This is a genomic window from Mesorhizobium sp. C395A (assembly GCF_030323205.1).
In the GTDB taxonomy this organism is placed as follows: domain Bacteria; phylum Pseudomonadota; class Alphaproteobacteria; order Rhizobiales; family Rhizobiaceae; genus Mesorhizobium.
Map to the genome: position 1 here is coordinate 3,796,319 of NZ_CP100473.1, position 16,112 is coordinate 3,812,430.

Below are 16,112 nucleotides of genomic sequence, written 5' to 3' on the forward strand. Positions count from 1 at the left end.
GCGGCAGCCCGGAGAGGGGGATAGGCTGCCGCAATTGTCCGGGATAGGCGGGGGACGGGCCTTGCTCCGGACTCGGCGAAAACTGCCGACAACCTTTATTTGTGTCTCGGATCGTGGCGTTTCAAGGGCACAAAAATTACACTTTTGTAACATCGCCGTGAGCGCCGAGGCAAACAGCAGCAGGGCCTATCGGCAGGCAGGCTCTGTCAGCATGTCGCCGCAACACCTGTTGGAAGCCCGCCTTTGCCATGGACCGCGCCGTCCCGCCGCGCTATCCCTGCCGGCATGAAAAAAGGCGATCATCTCTTCCTTATCGACGGCTCCGGTTACATCTTTCGCGCCTATCATGCGCTGCCGCCGCTAACCCGCAAATCCGATGGGCTACCGGTCGGCGCGGTCTCCGGCTTCTGCAACATGTTGTGGAAGCTGATGCAGGACGCCCGCAACACCGATGTAGGCATTGTGCCGACGCATTTAGCGGTCATTTTCGATTATTCGTCGAAAACCTTCCGCAACGATCTCTACCCGGAATACAAGGCAAACCGCAACGCGCCGCCCGAAGACCTGATCCCGCAATTCGGTCTGATCCGCCAGGCAACCGTGGCCTTCAACCTGCCTTGCATCGAGATCGAAGGCTACGAGGCCGACGACCTCATCGCCACTTATGCCAGGCTGGCGTGCGAGGCCGGCGGCGACACCACTATCATCTCCTCCGACAAGGATCTGATGCAGCTGGTCGGACCCACGGTCGGCATGTACGACCCGATGAAGGACCGCCAGATCGGCATCCCCGAAGTCATCGAGAAATGGGGCGTGCCGCCGGAAAAGATGATCGACCTGCAGGCGCTGACCGGCGACTCCGTCGACAATGTGCCGGGCGTACCCGGCATCGGGCCGAAGACGGCGGCGCAATTGCTGGAACAGTTCGGCGACCTTGACGGGTTGCTCGCAAGGGCCAGCGAGATCAAGCAGGAAAAAAGGCGCGAATCCATCATCGCCAATGCCGACAAGGCGCGCATATCGCGCCAGCTGGTGACGCTGAAGAACGACGTGCCGGTGACCGACGGGCTCGACGATTTCGTGTTGCACGCGCCGGACGGGCCGAAGCTGATCGGCTTCCTCAAGACCATGGAATTCACCTCGCTGACCCGGCGCGTTGCTGAAGCGACCAGCACCGAAGCCGGCGATGTGCAGGCTGTCGCCGTCACCGTCGAGCGCGCCGACACCGCGCACGGCCCCGATGTCGGTTCCGGCATAGCGGCGCCTGCGGCAACACAGGATGAAGCCAAAACCGAAACCGCCAGGGCCGGCGACGCCCCTTCGCTGCTTGCCGCACTTCGCCTGGAAACGGCCGCTGCGGCCAAAATCGATCCCGCCGCCTATGTCGCCATTCGCGACACGGCAACGCTCAAGACCTGGCTGGCCCAAGCCAAGGAGACCGGAACCGTCGCCTTCGACACCGAAACCACGTCTTCCGATCCGATGCTGGCCGACCTCATCGGTTTCTCCCTGGCGATCGGCCCCGGCCGCGCCGCCTATGTGCCGCTCGCCCACAAGAGCGGCGCTGGCGACCTGCTCGGCGGCGGCACGCTGGAGAACCAGATTCCGGTCCGCGAGGCGCTGGCGCTGCTGAAGCCGTTGCTGGAAGACAAATCGGTGCTCAAGATCGCCCAGGACGCCAAATACGACATCGTCGTCATGAGCCGCCACGGCATCGATATCGCACCCTTCGACGACACGATGTTGATTTCCTATGTGCTCGACGCCGGCACCGGCCACCACACTTTGTCCTCGCTTGCCGACAAATGGCTCGGCCATGCCACGACGCCGCTCAAGGATCTCGCCGGTTCCGGCAGAAGCTCGGTCGGGTTCGAGCAGGTCGACATCGACCGGGCGACCGCCTACGCCGCCGGCCATGCCGACGTAGCGTTGCGGCTGTGGCAGGTGCTGAAGCCGCGGCTTGCCGCCAAGGGCCTCGTCTCGGTCTATGAGCGGCTGGAGCGGCCGCTGGTGCCGGTGTTGGCCCGGATGGAACAGCGTGGCATCTCGGTCGACCGCCAGATCCTGTCGCGGCTCTCCGGCGAGCTGGCACAAGGCGCTGCACGGCTGGAGGAGGAGATCTACGGCCTTGTCGGCGAGCGCATCAACATCGGGTCGCCAAAGCAACTCGGCGACATCCTGTTCGGCCGCATGGGCCTGCCCGGCGGCTCCAAGACCAAGACCGGGCAATGGTCGACCTCCGCGCAGCTTCTGGAAGACCTCGCCGCCGAAGGCCACGAACTGCCGCGCAAGATCGTCGACTGGCGTCAGCTGACCAAGCTGAAATCGACCTACACCGACGCGCTGCCCGGCTTCATCCATCCCGACACCAGGCGCGTGCACACATCGTATGCGCTGGCCGCAACGACGACGGGCCGGCTGTCCTCCTCCGATCCCAATCTGCAGAACATCCCGGTGCGCACCGCGGAGGGACGCAAGATCAGGACGGCCTTCATCGCCGACAAGGGCCAGAAACTGGTCTCGGCCGACTACAGCCAGATCGAATTGCGCGTGCTTGCCCATGTCGCCGAGATCCCGCAGTTGAAGCAGGCCTTCGCCAATGGCGCCGACATCCACGCCATCACCGCCTCGGAAATGTTCAACGTGCCGGTCGAAGGCATGCCGTCCGAAGTGCGCCGCCGCGCCAAGGCGATCAATTTCGGCATCATCTACGGCATCTCGGCCTTTGGGCTCGCCAACCAGCTGTCGATCCCGCGCGAGGAGGCCGGCGCCTACATCAAGAAGTACTTCGAGCGTTTCCCCGGCATCCGCGACTATATCGAGGCAACAAAGGCCTATGCGCGCGAACATGGCTTCGTCGAAACCATCTTCGGCCGCCGCATCCACTATCCTGAGATCCGGTCGTCAAACCCGTCGATCCGCGCCTTCAACGAGCGCGCCTCGATCAACGCCAGGCTGCAAGGCACCGCCGCCGACATTATCCGTCGCGCCATGGTGCATATGGACGAGGCGCTGGAGAAGGCCGGCCTGTCCGCCCGCATGCTCTTACAGGTGCATGACGAATTGATCTTCGAGACGGTTGAAGCGGAAGTCGAGGCGACGATCCCCGTGGTGCGCAGGGTGATGGAGAACGCGCCGATGCCGGCCATCTCGATGTCGGTGCCGCTGCATGTCGATGCCCGCGCAGCGAACAACTGGGACGAGGCGCATTGAAGGTGCGATGATTGTCTTTGTCACCGGAGACCTGCTGGCCGCCCAGGAAAGCTATATCGCTCAAGGCGTGGCAGAGGGCAATCAAGAGGGCCTTGGCACCGGACTTGCGCTGAAGATTTCGAAAAAGTGGCCGAATGTGCAGGCTGCGTTCAAGAAATATGCTCGGACCGGCAGGTTTATTTGGAGCCAGACGGCAATCAGCCGGGCTTCATTTATCTGGCAACCCAGCCAGATATGTATCACGCCACGCTTCCCTATTTACGGAAAGCAGTTCGCGGGCTTGTGAAATGGGCCGACAAAAACGGGTAGAATCCATCGCCTTGCCAAAAATCGGGTCTGGCCTTGGCAAATTATCTTGGCTCGACGAGGTGAAACCCCTGCTTATGGAGCAGCTAACACCTGGGCCTACGCGGTACGTCGTCTATGAGACATTCTTGAACGAATTCGAGAATAGCGCACCGCCTCGGCTCAAGTAGGAAGCAAGCTAAGCCGCTTCAGCCAGGCACTTGGCACACGTCCCCCGAAACTCGATGACCGCCTTCTTCGCAGCAAACCCCGTCGAGCGCACCCATTCGTCCAGCCGATGGTCGACGTCATGGTCGGACATCTCCATCACCTGCCCGCATGTGTCGCAGATAGCGAAGGCTGTCATCGAATGCGTATGGTCGTGCGGTTCGGCGCAGGCGACGAAGGAGTTGAGGCTTTCCAACCGGTGCACGAAGCCTGACTTCACCAGGCTGTCGAGCGCCCGGTAAACCTGTAGCGGCGCGCGGAAACCGCGCTCGCGCAGCTGGTCGAGAAGCGTATAGGCGCTGAGCGGTCCGCTGGCGGCCTCCAGCTTTTCGAGCACGCTCAGCTGATTCTTCGTCAGCACATCCCTTGCCGCCATGGTCCCGTTTTCCGATCGTTTAGAGCATGATGCCGAAAAGTGTGGAGCGGTTCTCGGACGACATCATGTTCTATCTGTTTGATCCAGCGCCGCTCGCAAATCATTTCTGCCATGCGACGGTCTCAATTCCCTTGAGATAGCGACGAAGCAGGCTTTTTGCCACTGTTTCCGTTATCGCCATCGACACCATGACCACCACCGCCGATTGACGGCACCGACCACATTCAAAATACTGACAAAATTCGCGACGAAAGGTGCCGCACTTGCAAATTCGATCGGGCTTGGGGAAGCAATTATGATCAAACTGACACGACGGACGCTGCTCGTCGGCACGTCGGCGCTTGTGGCTGCCGGTACGGTTTCGTTCCGCGCTCTCGCCGCCTCGCGCACCTATCACGCGCTGCTGGTTGCCTGCACCGATTATCCGAACCTGCCGCAGAAGAACTGGCTGATCGGGCCGAAGAACGATGCCGGCCTGGTGCGCGACTATCTCCTGAAGAACACGCCCGATCCGGTGAAGTTCTCGGCCGAGAATGTGATCCTGCTCGCCAAGGACGTCGAAGGCGCCAACGGCCCGCCGACGCATGCGGCGATCAAGGCCGCCCTTGCCGACCTCGCCGGCAAGGTGCAACGCGACGATTTCGTCTATCTGCATCTGTCGGGCCACGGCGCCCAGCAGCCGCAAGCCAAGGCCGGTGACGAGACCGACGGCCTCGACGAGATTTTCCTGCCGTCCGATATCGACAAATGGATCAACCGCGAAGAGGGCGTGCCGAACGCGCTGGTCGACAACGAGGTCGGCGCCGCACTCGACGCCATCCGCGACAAGGGCGCCTTTGTCTGGGTGGTGTTCGACTGCTGCCATTCCGGCACCGCGACGCGCGCCGCGGAAGTCGATGACGAACTGGAGCGCAAGGTCGAGTTCGCCGACCTCGTCGGCGGCGACGACGCGGCGAGAGCAGCCGCGGTGAAGGCCTATGACGACATCTCGGCAAGCGCATCGCGCGGTTTCGACGAGAATGGCGGCCGCAAGCCGGCCTTCAACCTGACGCCGACCGGCGCAGAGCCGATCGCTAGGGGCAAGCTGGTCGCCTTCTATGCCGCGCAAACGGTCGAGACGACGCCGGAAATGCCGCTGCCCAAGGGCACGCCCGACGCGCCGCGCTTCGGCCTGTTCACCTTCACGATCCTGTCGAAATTGGCCGAGAACCCCAACGTCACCTATCGCCAGCTCGGCCAGGCCGTGCTGCAGCAATATTCGGCCGACGGCCGCACAAGGCCGACGCCCCTGTTCGAGGGCGAACTGGACGCCCGCGTGTTCGGCACCGACAAGACCGACGCCGTCATGCAATGGCCGATTGCCGTCAAGGACGGCGATGCCGCGATCGGCGCCGGGCTGCTGCAGGGTCTGACCCCCGGCAGCAAGCTCGCCATTTTGCCTTCGGCGCTGTCGAAGCTCTCCGACGCCGTCGGCTATCTCGAAGTGAAATCGGCAAAAAACCTCGAAAGCCAGCTCGCACCAGTCGAATTTGACGGCAAGCCGGCGCTCGCGCCGACAGCCGTGCCCGCCGGCGCCTATGCGCGCGTTGCCGAACTCGCAGTCGACTACAAGCTGCTGGTGGCAAAGCCGGCGCCGACCGCAGGGCTCGAAAAAGAAACCGAGCTGGTCAATTCGGTTCTGGACGAATTGGTGGCGAAGCCGAAGTCCGGCTTCCACATCGCGCTGGTCGAGCCCGGCAAGAGCGCCGATCTGCGGCTTGCGGTGCTGCGCGAAAAATCCATGGACGGCGCTGCCGCCAACGCCAGCGACGAACCGGCGCTGTGGTTCCTGCCGGCGTCCGGCGACATCAGCTTGAAGGACGGCAGCAAGCCGCCGCGCATCGTCATCCATCACGACAAGCTTGCGGAAAACACAGCCAAGAACTTGACCACGATCTTCCGCGCCACCGGCCTGTCGCGGCTCGCCGCGGCGTCCGACTACCGGCCGGACGAGGTCAGCGTCCAGTTCCTGATCAAGCGCCAGGACAGCGATGTGCTGGAGCCGATCGAATCCTCGACGGTGCCGCGCGTTTCGCCGGGCGATCAGGTACACATTGCGGCCAAGAACGGGTCCGACGAGTTCGTCGACATCAACGTGCTCTACATCGGCAGCGACTATTCGATCACCCATATCGTCGCCGAGCGGCTGGCGCCGATCAACCAGCAGGCCGATCAGGGCCTGAAGGAAGGGCTGCTCGCCTTCACCGACACCAGCTTCGGCATGGAGCGCATGATTGCCGTGCTGACCGAGGCGCCGCCGCAGAGCGAGAAAGAGGATCTGAGCTTTCTTGCCCAGGAAGGCGTGCGCGCCGTGACGCGTGCCGCATCGGGAACGCCTGGTTTTTCCGACATGCTGGCCGACATCGGCATGGCGCCGGCGACGCGCTCGGTGATGCGGCTTGCCGACAAGAGCGGTCCCAAAGGCGCGGTGATGATCTTCCCGATGGAGACGGTGCCCCGCGCCTGACCTGACATCGCTTCGCCGGCTCTTGCCGGCGTGATATATGAACATTCCCGGCTCGCGACACTTCTATGCGCCGCGGCTGGATGCAACAGATGAGGACATCAGTGACTATCCCCGTGCTCTCCTGGCATGCAGCGACGGTCGGCCTTGCCGGCAGCCTGTTGCTGGTTGCCAGCGCCTCGGCGGACGAGAATTGCGGCCTGTGCGCCAAGCAGATCGTCACCAATTCCGAGCTCGCCACCTGCTTTCTCGACCAGTACGACCAGATCGCCAAGACCGGCAACACGGCCGTTGTCGTCGATCTCTCCAGCTGCGCCTCGCGCGGCGTGGTCGAGCCCTTGCCGTCACCCAGCAAGGCGGCTGCCGAACCGGACGTGCAGTTCATGATTTCGCGCACGCAGCTCGATTGCCTGAAAAAGAAGCTAGAGACACCCGGCATCGTGCTCGATCCCACCGCCACCATCCAACTGGACAGCTGCGGATGAAAAAGCCGGGGGGCACTGCAACGCAGAAATCGCCGGCCACATCGGCGCCTCCGCCGGCCAAGAAGCCGGCGACCTTGCCCGAAACCACCGAAGGCTTTCCGTGGCCGAGCAGTCACGAGATCAAGAAGGAAGCCAACCCCTTCACCGACCGCGACTGGCGCATGCTGATCTACGCCTGGTCGGGTCTCGCCGTGCGCCTGGCGATCATCTTCACCCTGGCCTTCTCGGTCTTCCAGTTTCTCGCAAACCAGGAACAGAAGCGCGTCGAGCAGACGATGTCGCTGGTCGAGCTTTGGGAAAGCAAGGATTTTCAGCAGGCGCAGCGCGCGCTCAAGGAGCGCCTCTCGTCGCTCAACGCCAAATACGACAATCTGCTCAGCGCCACGCCGTCGCCGACCGAGGAACAGGTCTTCCGGCAACGCATTGGCATTGAGGCGATGACTGCCGGCGGCGGCACCATGCCGATCGCCGATTTCAACGACAATTTTGATCGCATCGTCTATTTCCTCAATCGTCTCTCCATCTGCGTTGAGGGCAAGCTCTGTTCGCGCGATGTCGCCGATGCCTATTTCCGCGACTATGCGGTGTCGTTCTGGAGCTATTTTGCCGGCTACATCGAAAAAGAACGCAAGGCCGGTTCCGCCAATTATGCCCAGGCGATCGAGAATTATGTGCGTCACGGGTCGCCGCCGCCCGCCGACTCCAAATAGCGGCGCAACAAGGTGCCGGGCAGCTCCCATCCTTTGCGTGCTATCCGGTGGCTAATCTTGGTCGGTCTTCTGGCGTTAACGTCAACCGCCGGTGCCGAGGACCTCGATTTCCACCTCGATCTCAACACCGGCGGCCACAGCGCCAGGGTCACCGACCTTGCCTTCACGCCGGACGGCGAGGAACTGGTCTCCGCATCTGACGACAAGACCATCCGCATCTGGGATTGGCAGAGCGGGGTGACACTCCGCACCATCCGCGGCTATCTTGGCAATGGCAATGACGGCAAGGTCTTTGCGATTGCCGTGTCGCCGGATGGCAAGACGATCGCCGCCGGCGGTTATTTCGGCGCCGGCATTGGCGACAAGCCCCCTTATGGCGATGTCAGGCTGTTCGATTTCACCACCGGCAAGATCAAAACCGTGCTCAAGGCCGCCGACTATGCCATCTATGATGTCGCCTTTTCACCCGACGGAAACACGCTCGCCGCCGGCGGTGGCGATGGTTTCGTCTACCTCTGGCGGGCGGACGACAAATCCGCGTCGGGCTGGACGCTGGCGGAAAAACTCGATGCCGATTCCTGGCGTGTGGAAAAGCTCGCCTTCGCCGCTGCGGGAACCCGGCTGGTGGCGACGACCACCGACAACGGCATAAGGCTCTGGGATGTGGCCAAGGCTGAGGAAATCGCCTTGCCGGCCGAGGCCGAACCGCTGCGGGATGTCGGCGTCGCCGCACTCGCCGTGTCATTGGATGGCAGCCTGTTTGCCACTGGCAGCAAGGACGGTGACGTCCAGCTCTGGCGGGCCAGCGACGGCAAATTCGTCCGCGCCATGCCGAAGCAGGATTTCCAGATCGGCGCTCTGAGCTTCGCCACGGGTTCGCGGCTTGTGGCGTCATGCAGCTATCGCTGCGCCGACAAGCATCGCTCGGTGGTCTGGAATACCGACAGCGGCGAGCAACTGCTCGACTATAACGGCCATGACGGCACGGTCTTTGCTGGCGCCGGCAATGCCGACGGCTCGCTGGTGGCGACAGCCGGCGGCACCCGCAACGCCATCCAGGTCTGGAACCCCATGACCGGCGAGCGCAAGGCGCTGCTGCAAGGGGTCGGCGAACCGGTGACGGCGATCGGGATCGATGCGGCGAGCAGCTCCATCGCTTGGGGCAACACCAACCCCTGCCCTGAACGCGTGTCCTGTCCCGAGCTGCAGGGCACGCTGGACAAGGTGCTGGCGCTACCGACGGCCGAGCGGTTCTTCGAGGACCCGGAGGCGTTGGCGGAACAGGGCGCCTATGCCCGCGCGGCACTGACCGACGGTGAGTGGTCGCTTCGCGCCGTCCCCGGCGGCAAGGACGGCCTGGAGAATGCCGTGCTCGAAATCGCGAGCGGCGGAAAGGTGATGCATAGCATCGAGAATTCCGCCACCAATGGCTTCGTCCATTCGGCTTACACGCTGATCGGCAATGGGCTTGGCCTGATCACCGGCGGCAGCGACGGCACGCTGTTGGAATACAAAACCGCGACCGCCGAGGCATCGGGTGAATTCACCGGCCACACCGGCGAGATCAACGCCATGGTTGCCGTCGAGAAGGAAGGGCTGTTGGTCACCGGCAGCGCCGACCAGACCGTGCGGCTGTGGAATTTGAAGAGCCACAAACTGATCGTGTCGATGTTCTTCGCCGGCTCCGAATGGATCGCCTGGATGCCGCAGGGCTACTATTATTCCTCCGCCGATGGCGACAAGTTGATCGGCTGGCACGTCAATCAGGGCCGCGACCACGAAGGGCGTTTCATCAGCGCCGGCCAGCTGAAGAAATATCTCTGGAGCCCGGAAATGGTGCGCCGGGCCATCATCCTGCGCAGCGCCGAACAGGCGGTTCAGGAAATGCGCCCCGGCGTCGACCGCGAGCTGGAAAAGCTGCTCGAGCGCAAATCGCCGGAATTCGGCATCAAGCTTGCCGCCGACCAGAGCAACGTCCGCGAGGGCTATGTCGCCGTCGAGATTTCGGGCGTGCAGGAAGCAGGCGCCGACGTCGCCGGGTTTTCGATCCTGTCGAACAGCCGCAATGTCGGCAATGTCACGGCGCGCTCGGCCGATGGCGGCAAGAGCACCATCGTCGAAGTGCCGGTCGAGAATGGCGAGAACACCATCCGCATCACCGGCACCAATGAGTTCGGCTATTTGACCGAGCGCAGCGTAACGGCACTTGGCCAAAAACCCGAGAAGCCGGCCAACAAGGGCAAGCTCTACGTCGCCGTGATCGGCGTCGACAAATATCCCTTCCTCACCGATGCATGCGCCGGCCACGCCTGCGATCTGCGCTATCCCGTCGATGACGCTACCGAATTCCTCAAGGTGATCTCGCAGAAATCCGCGCCCTTGTTCTCGGCGATGGAGACGCTGGTTCTGGTCAACCGCGAAGCGCTGGATGAGGCGCCCGATGCCGGCAAGGACGTGTTCAAGGTCGCCAACGCCGACAGCATCCTGGAGCCGGATTCCGACACCATCGACGACCAGCTCGCCGATTTCCTCGACAGACCCGGCGAGAACGACACCACCATCATTTTCGTCGCCGGTCACGGCATCAACATCGACGAAGACTATTATTTCATCCCCACGGACGGCCGCAAACAGGATCCCGATCGCTGGAAGCGCTCCTCGCTGGTCGACTGGGGCGACATCCAGAAATCGGTTGAGCGGGCCAAGGGCATGCGCTTCATGCTGCTCGACACCTGCCACGCCGCCAACGCCTTCAACCCGCGCTTGGAAAAAGACGCGCAGGACGCACGCATCGTCGTCTTCTCGGCCACGGCCGCCAACAACACCGCCGCCGAACTGCCCGAGCTCGGCCATGGCGTCTTCACCTATTCGATCCTCGAAGGCCTGCGCGGCCGGGCCAAGACCTCCGACGGCGGCGTGACGCTGTTCGGCCTCGCCGACTACATCTCGCGCGAAGTGCTGCGGCTGACCGCGTCCAAGCAGAAGCCGTTCTACTATGTCGGCGGCGTCGAGAACATTGTTTTGGCTGAGCCGTGAGAGGTTTGCGCCCAGGCACCCCCCTCTGTCCTGCCGGCCATCTCCCCCGCAAGGGGGGAGATCGGTCTCTTCATTGTTGGAGATCTATTTTCAAGGTTGATGATTGGCGAAAGTCGAGGCGACATCCAATCTCCCCCCTTGCGGGGGAGATGTCCGGCAGGACAGAGGGGGGTGCCTGGGCGCGGACCAGCATTCTGATCTTTGCCACCTCCTTGCTTATCCTCTCAGCGCTTCAAGCGTCTGCCGCCCCCATCACCTGCCCGCCCCGCGACACAAACTTCCCGTCCTTCTACTCCGACCCCACACTCTTCACCGACGCCATCGCCGCCGTCGCCAAAATCGAGCCGTCCAACCAACGCCTCACCGGCATCACGGTCCCCCACCACCTGCTCGTCGCAGATCTCATCGCACTCGGTTTCCATGCCGCGTCCGGCTTCCGCTACAAGCGCATCGTCATCCTGTCGCCGGACCATTTCCACGAGACGCAGAAACTCTTCGCCACCACGACGCGCGGCTTCGACACCGTGCTTGGCCCGGTCCCGGCCGACACGGCAGCCCTGCGCCTTCTCCAGGCGAACAGCGACATGGTCCAGGACTCCTGCCTCTTCGCCAAGGAGCACGGCGTTCAAGCCATGCTGCCCTTCCTGCACCATTATTTTCCCGAGGCAACCATCGTGCCGGTGGCGATGTCGGTCAAAGCCAAGCGAGCCGACTGGGACCGGCTGGCGCAGGCGCTGAAAGCGATCGTCGACAAGGACACGCTGATCGTCGAATCCACCGATTTCTCCCACTATCTGCCGCAGCACGAAGCCAGGCGTTTCGACCAGCAGACGCTGAACATGCTCGCCGCCGGTTCGCTCGACGGCATCGCGGCGCTGCGCCAGCCGGATCACGCCGATTCGGTCGGTGCGCTCTATATCCAGACCAGGCTGCAGCGCGAACTGTTCGGTGCTGCGCCGCTGGTCGTCGCCAACGAGAACTCGCAGGCGCATTCGGGCGACTATGTCGAGCGCACCACCAGCTATGTCGTGGCGCTGTTCGGCGCCTTCGGCCCCGGCTTCAACAATCCTGCCCGTCCCGACGACAAGCTCTACTATTTCGCGGGCGACGTGAATTTCGGCCGCGCCATGAAGAAGATCCTGGTCCGCGACGGTGTTGCCGAGAAGATCGTCGAAAGCGTGCTGGCCCTGACCCGCTCGCGGCCGCTGATCGTCAATCTCGAAGGCGTGATCCTGCCCAACGTCCCTGAAGCGATCGACGACATGACGCTGGCGATGCCAACCGATCTCGCCATCGGCATGCTCAAGAAATTGCATGTCGCCGCTGTCAGCCTTGCCAACAATCACGCCTATGACCTCGGCCCGTCAGGCTATGCCGAGACGCTGGCCGCTCTGGACGCCGCCGGCATCGCCCATTTCGGCCAGGGCGAGACGCTGGCGCTTGCCGATCTCGACCTGGTCGGGCTGACCGACATCGATACCAACGGCTCCAGGAACACCGACCTTCTGACGCCTGCTTTGCTCGACCGGCTGCTGCACGACAATGCCGAGCGGCCGGTGATTGCCTTCGTCCATTGGGGCCGCGAGTACAAGACGGAGCCGTCGCCGCGCGAGGAGATGCTTGCCGACCAGATGCGGCTGCGCGGCGTCACGGCAATCGTCGGCGGCCATCCGCATGTATCGAGCGAGGCGATCCTTCCGCTCGGCGGCGGCGATGTTGCGGAGATCTATTCGCTCGGCAATTTCCTGTTCGACCAGAAGGCCGAACGATCGTCCGGGTCGATGCTGGAACTCAGGGTGTTCAGCCAGGGCACGATCTTTGCCAGGCTGATCCCGCTGCCCAATTATTTCGAGATGGGCTCGAAATAACGCGATTCCCGAAAGGACGTGACAGGACCTCAACAGCCTTGCATATCTTCCGGCAGATAGCAGACCGCCGGCTTGGTGCTGGTTTCAAACAGCGACTGCTTCGGCCTGAAATAGAAGAACGTGGCCGGCTTGCTCTCCCGTGTGCTGCCATCGGCGAAATGGGCGGCGATGCTGAAGCGATGGATCGACGACATTGACGACCACATTTTCAGCCGTGCCGTGTAGGCGCTGAGATTCTTGTTGCCGCGCACCGGCATGGGGATGCTGTAATCGGTCTTGCCGATCGGAAATTCGATGTTCTGGTAGCGCAGCGCTTCGGGCGACGCACCGCCGCCATCGCCGCATTCGGCGAGCGATTCTGGAACCTCGATGCTGACCAGCGAGACGATGACGCGAAACGGCTCGCTCTGTTGGTAGATAGCGCCCTGTTCGTCCGCCCAGGAATAATCGAGCTTGCCAATCCCGGTCACGCTCATTTTCTCGACGCTGCCGCTGATGTAATCGGCAACGTCGCCGAACTTGACCTTGTTGGCCACCTGGGCGCGGCAGACATCCAGGCTGTCCCTTGACGGGCAAGTGAAGCGCTCGGTCTCGAGCGTGGTTGTGTCGACGCCGGCTTCAATCAGCACGTTCTTGATCGAGACGTCGACGCCGTCGCCGAAAGTGCCGATGTCCTTCGTGAACGTGCGGCTCGGCTCGCCGGTCGCGTTGTCCTCCTCGTCGGTCCTGGTGAACTGGATCGACATCTTCATGTCTTTCACGTCGCCCCAGCCATTGTTGACGATCGAGAAGTCGGGGCGGAAGCCGACGCAGCCATAATGCTCGCTGATCGACAGCATCGGCTTGCGGTAGGCCTCGCTCGCGGCCACCTTCATTTCCAGGCTGTCGATCTTGACCCTCGACTGGTCGGTGGTCTTGAGGTCGACTTCGGCGAAGGCCGGCGCCGTCTCCCAGTCCATGCCTTCATAGACATTGCCGGTACGAATCTCTCCGGTGCCGTTCCAGGCATCATTGTACTGGTCCGACACCGGATAGATCGCGATGTCTTCGTCGCGCACGAGATGCTGGTACTGCATGTCGGCCTGCTGCGTCATGCGCTGGTCGACGGCAATGCCGATCTCGACCTTGTCGGCGGAACCGCCGCCGGTCTGCGCCTTGAGCAACCCGCCCACTCTGGCATCGGCCAGCACATCGGAGCGCGCACCGCCGATCTCCTTGCCCTTCGCCCATTGCGACCAGTAGACGGTGCCGCCGGGCAACCGGGTGCGGCCCTTGCCGTCCTTCAGCCCATCGGCAAAAGAGCCGACGAATATCTTGCCTGTCTTCGTCTCCAGCCTGCCCTCGCCATTCGGCACACCGGCCCTGAATTGCCCTTCATAGCGATTGCCGTCGGCATCGACATGGATCGCATGGCCGTCGAGCTGGCCGGCGACCCAACGGCCGTCGAGAATCTCGCCTGAACGCAGCTCCAGCCGGCCTTGTCCTTCGGGGCGGCCATTCCTGATCTCGCCGAAATAGCTGGAATAGATCGTCTTGGGGTCATAGCTCGCCGAGCCGCGTACGCGCCAGACCAGCCTGCCCTTGCCGTTGACGGTGCCGTCGGCTGCGACGGTGCGGTCCGGCGACACGCCGGCTGCCGGCTCCCAGGTGAAATCAAGACCCAATTCCGGGTGGGAATCCCAGACCCGTACATTCTTGCGCAGCACCGAACGTGTTTCGCTTTTATAGAGGATTTGCACCCGCTCGGCCCAGGCGCCATCGGGTGTGGCACCGCCTTGATCGGCCATAGCGGAAAAGCATGTCAGTGCGGCCAGCATGGATGCAGCCGCCATCGCTTTGACTCCGAAGATCATTCTTGCCCGCGCCATCTTACCCAACCCCTTGGATCGCCTAGCGTAAGCACCGCTGTAACACAGTGCAAGAGAGGTGTTTCGATACAAAAAAACCGGCGGCAGGAACGTCCCGCCGCCGGTTTGGTAGTGCTGGTTATCGCCGCTGTTTGCCGGCGAAAGATCGGGCCTTATTTGTACAGGCTGTTGATCCACGCCACGTTGGCAGCGTTCAGGCGCACCGCAGTGTTGGCGTTGGGGCTTTCGGCCACGTTCACGCCGGTGACGACGCGCTGCTTGGCGCCATTGTCGTAGGCGTAGACCGAGCTGCCGCTCGACCCCGGATAGGTGTCGCAGTCGTACTGGAAATACTCCGCGCCGACGTTTTCGGCTTTCACTTCGCAGGTCGCCTTCCACATCGTTCCCATCGGCTTGTCGCCGGGATAGCCAACGATGTTTGCGGTGAAATCGCCGAGGTTCTCATAGTTGGCATAACCCAGCCAGCCGAGATTGGTGCCGACATCCTGCTTCAGCGTGATGATGCCGAGGTCCCACGGAATGACCGAGCCGTAGTAACCCTGATAATTGTCGATGAAGCCCTGCAGGATATAGACGCTCTCGTAACTGAAAGCGCCAAACGGTGCATCGTCGGCGGTGTTGCCGTTGAGCGACGGCACAAAGATGACGTCGTCGAGCCAAGCCTTGTCTTCATTGCTGTAGAGGCAATGCGCAGCGGTGAGCACCGTGCGCGGACCGATCAGGGTTCCCGAGCAGCTGCCGTAACCGCTCTTGGCTTTGCCTTCGATATACCCGATCGCGGTGAACGGGTAGGTCTTGGTGTTCTTGATCTGCTCGCGGTCGTCGGCCCCGAACACCTGGCGGCCGGCTTCGTCGCCGCCCGTCAGTCCGGTCTTGTCGGCGTTCGGTGTGTTGGCGGGCGCATTCAGTTCCTTGATGACAAGGTCCTTCAGCGTCTCGCCGGCATCGATCTTGATGTCCTTGCCATCGGCGGAACGTCCGACGATGCCATAGGATTTGACCGCCGTGCCCTCGTCGGTCAGCGGCGCTGCCCGGCTGGCTTCATCTTCGGTCAGTTTCGGCGGCGCGATCGGCTTTGCACGGCCGGGCTGGTAGTCGCCCGTTCCGAGATCGCGCATGCTTTCGCCATTGCCGGCATTCGCTGAGCCGGGATCGGCGGCGAAGGCAGGCATCGTCCACAGTGCGGTGGATAGCAGTGCGGACGCAATGATAGTGCTTGTCAGTTTCGTCATGGTGAGACTCTCCCAAAAGTCAGCAAGGAGTGGAGCAAAATACAGAAATATTGTCGAGATCGTGGTGGAGTTAAAAAATTAGTTTGGTTACCCGCCCGTATCGGATCATCGGTCCGGGCGGCCTCGTTAAAGCCCTCCGCCAAACGCACCCGCGTCGATATACTGCCTAAAATAATCCAACATTGGCAATGACAAATCGCTTCCACGTAGCCCGTGGGGGGCTATAGGGTTTGGGTGGGCTCTGCCCGATGGGGCACGATTAGCAAAAGTCGTATTTCGGTTTTATGACCGCGCGGATGTCGTTCGTT

Annotated in this window: 10 protein-coding genes; 7 read left to right on the top strand and 3 right to left on the bottom strand. The window is 62.4% G+C overall.

Features of this window, described 5'->3' with window-relative positions:
- Positions 1-285 precede the first annotated feature (285 nt).
- Together polA and NLY37_RS18600 are read left to right on the top strand one after the other, a co-directional pair.
- A complete protein-coding gene (gene polA, locus NLY37_RS18595; protein WP_023740822.1) occupies positions 286-3,213 on the top strand; it encodes a DNA polymerase I in 2,928 nt (975 codons plus the stop codon).
- Between the two features lie 7 nt (positions 3,214-3,220).
- Positions 3,221-3,499, top strand: a complete 279-nt coding sequence (locus NLY37_RS18600) for a hypothetical protein (RefSeq protein ID WP_023740821.1) — start codon at positions 3,221-3,223, stop codon at positions 3,497-3,499.
- Positions 3,500-3,697: 198 nt separating this feature from the next.
- Here NLY37_RS18600 and NLY37_RS18605 read toward each other — a convergent pair whose 3' ends face one another.
- Complete coding sequence (locus NLY37_RS18605; protein ID WP_023669789.1) at positions 3,698-4,102, bottom strand: Fur family transcriptional regulator; 405 nt, start codon at positions 4,100-4,102, stop codon at positions 3,698-3,700.
- Positions 4,103-4,397: 295 nt separating this feature from the next.
- Here NLY37_RS18605 and NLY37_RS18610 point away from each other — a divergent pair, with 295 nt between their 5' ends.
- The 5 genes from NLY37_RS18610 to amrB all read left to right on the top strand — a co-directional run bounded on the left by NLY37_RS18610 (position 4,398) and on the right by amrB (position 12,704).
- A complete protein-coding gene (locus NLY37_RS18610; RefSeq protein WP_023740819.1) occupies positions 4,398-6,608 on the top strand; it encodes a caspase family protein in 2,211 nt (736 codons plus the stop codon).
- Positions 6,609-6,697: 89 nt separating this feature from the next.
- Complete coding sequence (locus tag NLY37_RS18615) at positions 6,698-7,090, top strand: hypothetical protein (RefSeq protein ID WP_031245914.1); 393 nt, start codon at positions 6,698-6,700, stop codon at positions 7,088-7,090.
- Positions 7,087-7,800 (top strand): DUF4760 domain-containing protein, encoded by a 714-nt coding sequence (locus tag NLY37_RS18620; RefSeq protein WP_023740817.1) that lies wholly within the window; start codon positions 7,087-7,089, stop codon positions 7,798-7,800. The genes NLY37_RS18615 and NLY37_RS18620 overlap by 4 nt, the downstream gene beginning before the upstream one ends.
- A gap of 57 nt (positions 7,801-7,857) precedes the next feature.
- The gene (locus NLY37_RS18625; protein ID WP_023740816.1) at positions 7,858-10,836 is read left to right on the top strand and encodes a caspase family protein; all 2,979 of its coding nucleotides are present in this window, start codon (positions 7,858-7,860) and stop codon (positions 10,834-10,836) included.
- Positions 10,837-10,985: 149 nt separating this feature from the next.
- The gene (gene amrB / locus NLY37_RS18630; RefSeq protein ID WP_084558903.1) at positions 10,986-12,704 is read left to right on the top strand and encodes an AmmeMemoRadiSam system protein B; all 1,719 of its coding nucleotides are present in this window, start codon (positions 10,986-10,988) and stop codon (positions 12,702-12,704) included.
- 29 nt (positions 12,705-12,733) lie between these two features.
- Here the strand turns inward: amrB and NLY37_RS18635 are convergent, their stop codons facing one another.
- Both NLY37_RS18635 and NLY37_RS18640 read right to left on the bottom strand, forming a co-directional pair.
- Positions 12,734-14,536 carry an MORN repeat-containing protein gene (locus NLY37_RS18635; RefSeq protein ID WP_245267090.1) on the bottom strand — a complete coding sequence of 601 codons (1,803 nt, stop codon included), beginning with the start codon at positions 14,534-14,536 and terminating at the stop codon, positions 12,734-12,736.
- Between the two features lie 188 nt (positions 14,537-14,724).
- Positions 14,725-15,804 (bottom strand): trypsin-like serine peptidase, encoded by a 1,080-nt coding sequence (locus NLY37_RS18640; protein ID WP_023691993.1) that lies wholly within the window; start codon positions 15,802-15,804, stop codon positions 14,725-14,727.
- Between the last annotated feature and the right edge of the window lie 308 nt (positions 15,805-16,112).

Coding starts and splice junctions, on each gene's coding strand:
- NLY37_RS18635 (WP_245267090.1), bottom strand. CDS start 14,536: ATGGCGGCTGCATCCATGCTGGCCGCACTGACATGCTTTTCCGCTATG.
- polA (WP_023740822.1), top strand. CDS start 286: ATGAAAAAAGGCGATCATCTCTTCCTTATCGACGGCTCCGGTTACATC.
- NLY37_RS18620 (WP_023740817.1), top strand. CDS start 7,087: ATGAAAAAGCCGGGGGGCACTGCAACGCAGAAATCGCCGGCCACATCG.
- NLY37_RS18615 (WP_031245914.1), top strand. CDS start 6,698: ATGAGGACATCAGTGACTATCCCCGTGCTCTCCTGGCATGCAGCGACG.
- NLY37_RS18605 (WP_023669789.1), bottom strand. CDS start 4,102: ATGGCGGCAAGGGATGTGCTGACGAAGAATCAGCTGAGCGTGCTCGAA.
- NLY37_RS18610 (WP_023740819.1), top strand. CDS start 4,398: ATGATCAAACTGACACGACGGACGCTGCTCGTCGGCACGTCGGCGCTT.
- NLY37_RS18600 (WP_023740821.1), top strand. CDS start 3,221: ATGATTGTCTTTGTCACCGGAGACCTGCTGGCCGCCCAGGAAAGCTAT.
- amrB (WP_084558903.1), top strand. CDS start 10,986: ATGTCCGGCAGGACAGAGGGGGGTGCCTGGGCGCGGACCAGCATTCTG.
- NLY37_RS18640 (WP_023691993.1), bottom strand. CDS start 15,804: ATGACGAAACTGACAAGCACTATCATTGCGTCCGCACTGCTATCCACC.